The organism is Rhodopseudomonas sp. G2_2311 (genome assembly GCF_047501505.1).
In the GTDB taxonomy this organism is placed as follows: Bacteria; Pseudomonadota; Alphaproteobacteria; order Rhizobiales; family Xanthobacteraceae; genus Rhodopseudomonas; species Rhodopseudomonas palustris_H.
Map to the genome: position 1 here is coordinate 1 of NZ_JAZDRK010000042.1, position 6,470 is coordinate 6,470.

Below are 6,470 nucleotides of genomic sequence, written 5' to 3' on the forward strand. Positions count from 1 at the left end.
GGGGCGCCCTCACCCCAACCCTCTCCCGCAAGCGGGAGAGGGAGTTCACTCTGCTCGGGGAGAGAGTGACGATCTGTCTCGAAAGCCGGGCGCCAAATCCGATGCGACGCCCCCGACGCAGCTCACCTGGCTGGCGCTCGAGCCCATCACCGGCCGGACCCATCAGCTCCGGGTGCATTGCGCCGCGATGGGTTGGCCGATCTTCGGCGACAACATCTACGGCAACGGGCCGCGGTTCGGCGAACCGCGGCTGCATCTGCATGCCCGCGAGATCGTCATCCCGCTGTCGCGTAACAAACCGCCGGTGGTGGTCACCGCGCCGCCGCCCGCGCATATGCACCCGCGGCTCGCTGCCTGCGGCTGGACACCGAACTGAAGCGCGGCCTCAGGCTGCAGCTGCCATCACCACTTGGGCCAGCAGCTGTTCGCGCTTGGCCTGGGAGCGGGTGCCCTTCAGGGTCGAAGCGAACCGTTCGAGAATGCCGTCCTCAAATGCAGTGACGATGGTGGCGTGCACATAGCTCTTGCGGCAGATCGAGGGGGTGTTGGCGAGCTCGTCGGCGGCCATCCGCACCGCCTCCAGCACCTGCTTGCGGCGGCCGCGGGCGCTGGTTGCAGGCTCGATCCGCGCCAGCGATTCCAGCACCACCGCCGAGGCCATCAGGGTGCGAAAGTCCTTCAGCGAAATCCGGATTCCGGCGAGTTCGCGCAGGAAGACGTTGACTTGCGAGGTCGAGACCGGATGCACCGCGCCGTCGGCGCCGACGTATTGAAACAGCCGTTTGCCCGGCAGCTTGCGCAAGATGCCGATGGCCCGCACCAGCCGCGCGGCGCCGCATTCCTTGCGCACCGCTTTACCGCCCTTGGCTTTGAACGACAGCGTCACACAGTCGTCCTCGATCGCCACGTTGGACTTCAGCAGCGTCGCGGCGCCGCGGGTGCCGTTGAGCCGCGCATAGGACTCGCTGCCGGGACGGATCGCTGTGCGGGCGATCAGCTCGATGACCGCCGCAAGCGCAAACTCCCGGGTCGGATCATCTCCCGATAGGTGCTTGCCAACGGCGCGACGGATCTTCGGCAGCGCTCCGACAAGCTGCGCCAACCTATGCGCCTTGCGGGCTTCTCTGACCTTCTCCCAATCCGAGTGGTAACGGTATTGTAGCCGACCGGCAGCATCGCGGCCGACCGCCTGCAGATGCGAGACCGGATCGGCGGCGTAGCGGACATCCTGGTAGGCCGGCGGCACCGCCAGCGCATTCAGCCGACGAATGGTGCTTTGCTGTTTCACCTGCGAACCATCGGCGCGAAGATACTGCCAGCGCTTGCCGCGCTTGATGCGGCGGATCGTCAGATGATCGACTTCGCCAAGATGCAGGCCGAGGTCTTCGGCAAGCTCGGCAACGCTCACCGGCTCGCCGGCCGAACCGACCGATGCGTCCGTCCCGGTTTCGGGAAGTTCGAAATTCTGCCGATCGATCATGCCGTTAACATTCCCGCGCCAGAGCCCACAGCTAATGCGCCAACCCCACACTCGTTCCGGGAGGCGCGTCGCCGCGGCGCACGCATCGCGATCACGGCCCTGCACATGCGCGCGATCAGCGCCGAAAGTCGGATGACTGCACCGCTTGTCGCGGCCCGGCGGGCCGACGCATAATTGTCTCAACAACAACAGCCGGAGGCTGAGACGATCGCACGTCTCTTCACCGGCGATGCTCCCCCGTAGCGTTTCCATGACTTCGCCCGGATCGCAGGATCAACGATCGGCGGAGCCAGACTCGTTGGCGGGTGAGTCGCCGGTTGCAGCGGGGTTGCGGTCGAGCACCGACGGCGGGTGCGGCATCGACCGCGTTTTTGTGGAGGAACAAATGTCCGAGAAGATCTACGACGTGCCCGCAGAGTGGGCGAGCCGCGCCTTCGTCGACGACGCCAAATATCGCCAGATGTACGAGCGCTCGGTCACGGATCCGACCGGATTCTGGGCGGAGCACGCCAAGCGCGTCGACTGGATCAAGGCGCCGACCAAGATCGACAACTGGTCGTTTGCGCCCGGCAATGTTTCGATCAAGTGGTTTGAGGACGGCGTTCTCAACGCCGCCTACAATTGCATCGACCGCCACCTCGACAAGCGCGGCGACCAGGTCGCGATTATCTGGGAAGGTGACGATCCTTCGCAGTCGCGCAGCATCACCTATCGCGAGCTGCACGACGAGGTCTGCAAGTTCGCCAACATCCTGCGCAACCGCAATGTCGGCAAGGGCGACCGCGTCACCATCTATCTGCCGATGATCCCGGAGGCCGCGTTCGCGATGCTGGCCTGCGCCCGGATCGGCGCGATCCACTCGGTCGTGTTCGCCGGCTTCTCGCCCGACAGCCTCGCGGGCCGCATCAATGACTGTAAGTCGAAGATCGTGATCACCGCCGACGAAGGCCTGCGCGGCGGCCGCAAGGTGCCGCTGAAGGCCAATGTCGACGCGGCACTGAAGAAGTGCGACGGCGTGGACTGGGTGATGGTGGTCAAGCGCACCGGCGCCGCGGTCGAAATGGATGACGTCCGCGACTTCTGGTACCACGAAGCGGCCGAGATGGTGACGACCGAGTGCCCGGTCGAGCACATGCACGCCGAAGACCCGCTGTTCATCCTCTACACCTCGGGCTCGACCGGCCAGCCGAAGGGCGTGCTGCACACCACCGGCGGCTATCTGGTGTTCGCGTCGATGACGCACCAGTACGTCTTCGACTACCACGACGGTGACATCTACTGGTGCACCGCCGACGTCGGCTGGGTCACCGGACACAGCTACATCCTGTACGGACCGCTCGCCAACGGCGCGACCACGCTGATGTTCGAGGGCGTGCCCAACTACCCGAGCAATTCGCGGTTCTGGGAAGTCATCGACAAGCACAAGGTCAACATCTTCTACACCGCGCCGACCGCAATCCGCGCGCTGATGCAGGCCGGCGATGAGCCGGTGAAGAAGACCTCGCGCAAGTCGCTCCGCCTGCTCGGCTCGGTTGGCGAGCCGATCAATCCGGAAGCCTGGGAGTGGTACCACCGCGTCGTCGGCGAGGACCGTTGCCCGATCGTTGACACCTGGTGGCAGACCGAGACCGGCGGCATCCTGATCACCCCGCTGCCCGGCGCCACCAAGCTGAAGCCCGGCTCGGCGACCCGGCCGTTCTTCGGCGTGGTGCCCGAGATCCTGGATCCGGAGGGCAACGTGCTGGAAGGCGAATGCACCGGCAACCTCTGCCTCGCCCGCTCATGGCCGGGCCAGATGCGCACCGTGTACGGCGACCATGCCCGGTTCGAGCAGACCTATTTCTCGGCCTATAAGGGCAAGTACTTTACCGGCGACGGCTGCCGGCGCGACGCCGACGGCTTCTACTGGATCACCGGCCGAGTCGACGACGTCATCAACGTCTCGGGTCACCGTATGGGCACCGCCGAGGTCGAATCCTCGCTGGTCGCGCACCCCAAGGTGTCGGAAGCGGCCGTGGTCGGCTATCCGCACGACATCAAGGGCCAGGGCATCTACGCCTACGTCACCCTGATGGCCGGCGAAGAGCCGACCGAGGAGCTGCGCAAGGAGCTGGTCGCCTGGGTCCGCAAGGACATCGGTCCAATCGCCTCGCCCGACCTGATCCAGTTCGCGCCCGGCCTGCCCAAGACCCGCTCCGGCAAGATCATGCGCCGTATCCTGCGCAAGATCGCCGAGGACGAGCCGTCCTCGCTCGGCGACACCTCGACGCTGGCCGATCCGGCGGTCGTCGACGATCTGGTCGAGCATCGCCAGAACAAGCACCACTAGGCGGGCTAACCGAGCCCTGCGGACGCAGCCACTCTCCAAAGGCCCCGCCTGTGATTCGCAGGCGGGGCCTTTTCGCGTCTGGCGGGTACGGGCGCCGGGATCGCGTGGACGTTGATACACAGCAGCGCCGGGGCGGCTTTCGCCCCGGTCAAGCTGTGCTGATTCGATCACATCCGAGCGATGAACGCGGCCCCGCGGCCATTTTGGAGGCGGGTGTTGTTTGCCGGACATTTACTTTGTTCCCCGGATTTTTCTTCAATGGTACGCCCGCGTTCATTTCGGTCGTCCAGCACACACCCATTGGTTAGTTCACGCCGCGACCATCGCGGGCGCTGAGGGGCGCCGGAGCGAAGCTGTCCGGTGCGAGGAAACTGGAGAGACTGAATGTCTTTTGGATCTCGTTCGGCGAAATTGGCCATGGCGGTCGCGGTGTTGGCGGGCGCCGGCGTGCTGACCGCACCGCAGGCCGAGGCGCGGCCCGACCTGGTCGTTTTCCGCGGCGATTATTCGCCGGGGACGATCGTGGTCAGGACCGGCGAGCGGCGGCTGTACCTAGTGGTCGAGCCGGGCCATGCGGTGCGTTATCCGGTCGGCGTCGGCAAGGCCGGCAAGCAGTGGGCCGGCACCACCAAAATCGACGGCAAATATCGCAATCCGGCCTGGGCTCCGCCGGCCGACGTCAAGCGCGATGTCCCGACCATCCCGGACGTGATCCCGGGCGGATCGCCCGCCAACCCGATGGGTGTCGCGGCGATGACGCTGGCGGGCGGCGAATACGCCATTCACGGCACCAACCGGCCGCAGTCGATCGGCGGCTTCGTGTCGTATGGCTGCATCCGGATGCTGAATGACGACATCACCGATCTGTACGAGCGCGTCCCGGTCGGCACTCAGGTGGTGGTGATGCGCTGAGGACAGCAGCACACGCCAAAAGGAAAAGCCGCGGACGGGTCCGCGGCTTTTTTGGTGTCGAGAGGCTACCGTCCGCTCAGCGCGGCGGTGCCACGCCCGGAGGCGGCGGCGGCAGCGACGCCTGACCGCCATTGAGGAGCGGCGTGATGCGCCGGATCGTGACGCGGCGGTTCTGACGCTCCGGAGCCTGGGTCTGGATCTTCAGATACTGCTCGCCATAGCCCTGCGAGGTCAGGTTCTCGGCCGGCACCCCGAACTGCTGAGTCAGCAGTGCGGCAGCCGCCTCGGCGCGACGATCCGACAGCGACAGATTGTCGGTGTCATTGCCGACCGCATCGGTGTGGCCTTCGATCAGGAACACCTCCCGCGGGTTACGCTGGATCGCGCGGTTGAGACCGTCCGCAATCACCTGCAGCTTCGCAGCCTGATCCGGGGGGATGTCCCACGAGCCGGTGTCGAAGTTGATGGTGTTGAGGTCGATCGACGGCATCCGCTGCCGCACCGCCGGGCTGTAGCGGATCTCGTCCATGGTGTAGCGACGCTCGATCCGTTCGACCGGGGGCGCTTCCAGGGTTTCGTAGATCAGCTCCGGCGATGCGTCCTCGTAGTCGACGATGTAGCGGTCGCGCGGAATCCGGATCACCGGCGGCGGCAGGTCGACATAGAAGTTCGCCCGGTCCCGCGGACCGTAGCTGTTGTCGATGATGATGATCTCGCGGCCGTCGCGGTCGCGGCGGATACGCCGCAGCAGCTGACCGTCGCGCCCGGTGACGTTGATGATCTCGCTGCCATCGGGCCGGATCACGATGGTGCGGCGTTCGTCGCCGCGATCGTCGACCCGGATGTCGCGCGCGCCATAGCGGAAGCGATCCACCTCGTTGTGGCGGATGAACTCCTGACCGCTCGGATCGCGCACGATGATGCGACCCGGCTCAGTGATCACGATCCGTCCGTTCTCGTTGACTTCGCGGCGCTGGCTACGGAAGTCGGAGAGGTTGCGCGGCCCAGGCGCCTGCGCGCCGGGAGCGATCGGAGTCAGCGCCTGCGGCGGCGGTGGCGCGGCAGGGATCGGCGCCGTCACGGCCGGCGGCGGAGGTGGTGGCGGAACGACCGCGGGACCTGCCGTCGGCTGACCGGGCTGCGGCTGGGCCGGCTGCGGTTGGCCGGGCGGCGGAGCGACAGCCGGGCCGGCGCCGGGAGCACCCGGACCAGCTTGCGGCCGCGGCGGCGGACCGCCCGCAGGAGCGCCCGGTTGCGGACCCCGTTCACCCGGCTGACGAGCGCCTGGTGCAACGGCTGGACCCGACGGATTCGGCGATGTCGGCGCAGCTTGCGGCTGAGCCGAGGGGGCCGGCGTCGGCGCGGCGGCGGGCGGCGGATTGGCAGAAGCGGGCGGCGGCGGCGGACCACGGCGGGGCGCTTCGCCCGAAGGCGGGGTCACACCCGGTGTGCCTGCATTCGGCGGGGTAGCACCCGGCGCGCCGGGAGGCGGGCCACGGCGTTGGGGCGCTTCACCGGCGGGCGGCTGCTTGGCAGCATCTGGAGCGGCTGCGTTCGGCGGAGTGGCGCCGGGCGGCGGGCCACGGCGCTGCGGCGCTTCGCCGGCCGGCGGCGCAGGCGGACGGCTTGGCGCAGCGGCGGGCGGGGGCGCAGCAGGACGCTCTGCGGGCGCAGCCGTCGGCGGAGCCGGAGGCTTCGGAGCCGGCGGAGGCGGCGGGGCCGCATGCGGGGGAGCCGGCGGCGGAGCGC

At 67.6% G+C, this 6,470-nt stretch carries 4 protein-coding genes and 1 pseudogene; 3 read left to right on the forward strand and 2 right to left on the reverse strand.

The window, feature by feature from the left end; all coding sequences use genetic code 11:
- Positions 1 to 376, forward strand: a pseudogene (locus VRZ08_RS24905) (RNA pseudouridine synthase); the annotation flags it as partial.
- 9 nt (positions 377 to 385) lie between these two features.
- Here VRZ08_RS24905 and VRZ08_RS24910 read toward each other — a convergent pair.
- Entirely contained in the window at positions 386 to 1,480 is a 1,095-nt protein-coding gene (locus VRZ08_RS24910) for a DNA topoisomerase IB (protein ID WP_414534238.1), read from the reverse strand.
- A gap of 385 nt (positions 1,481 to 1,865) precedes the next feature.
- Between VRZ08_RS24910 and acs the strand changes: the two genes are divergently transcribed.
- Both acs and VRZ08_RS24920 read left to right on the forward strand, forming a co-directional pair.
- Entirely contained in the window at positions 1,866 to 3,809 is a 1,944-nt protein-coding gene (gene acs, locus VRZ08_RS24915; protein ID WP_164573511.1) for an acetate--CoA ligase, read from the forward strand.
- Between the two features lie 384 nt (positions 3,810 to 4,193).
- Positions 4,194 to 4,721, forward strand: a complete 528-nt coding sequence (locus VRZ08_RS24920) for a L,D-transpeptidase (protein WP_346296063.1) — start codon at positions 4,194 to 4,196, stop codon at positions 4,719 to 4,721.
- 76 nt (positions 4,722 to 4,797) lie between these two features.
- Here the strand turns inward: VRZ08_RS24920 and VRZ08_RS24925 are convergent.
- A partial coding sequence (locus tag VRZ08_RS24925) for an OmpA family protein (protein ID WP_414534239.1) occupies positions 4,798 to 6,470 on the reverse strand: 1,673 nt, incomplete at its 5' end.

Excerpts from the sequence above, each read along its gene's own strand:
- VRZ08_RS24920 (WP_346296063.1), top strand. The coding sequence starts at position 4,194 with ATGTCTTTTGGATCTCGTTCGGCGAAATTGGCCATGGCGGTCGCGGTG.
- VRZ08_RS24910 (WP_414534238.1), bottom strand. The coding sequence starts at position 1,480 with ATGATCGATCGGCAGAATTTCGAACTTCCCGAAACCGGGACGGACGCA.
- acs (WP_164573511.1), top strand. The coding sequence starts at position 1,866 with ATGTCCGAGAAGATCTACGACGTGCCCGCAGAGTGGGCGAGCCGCGCC.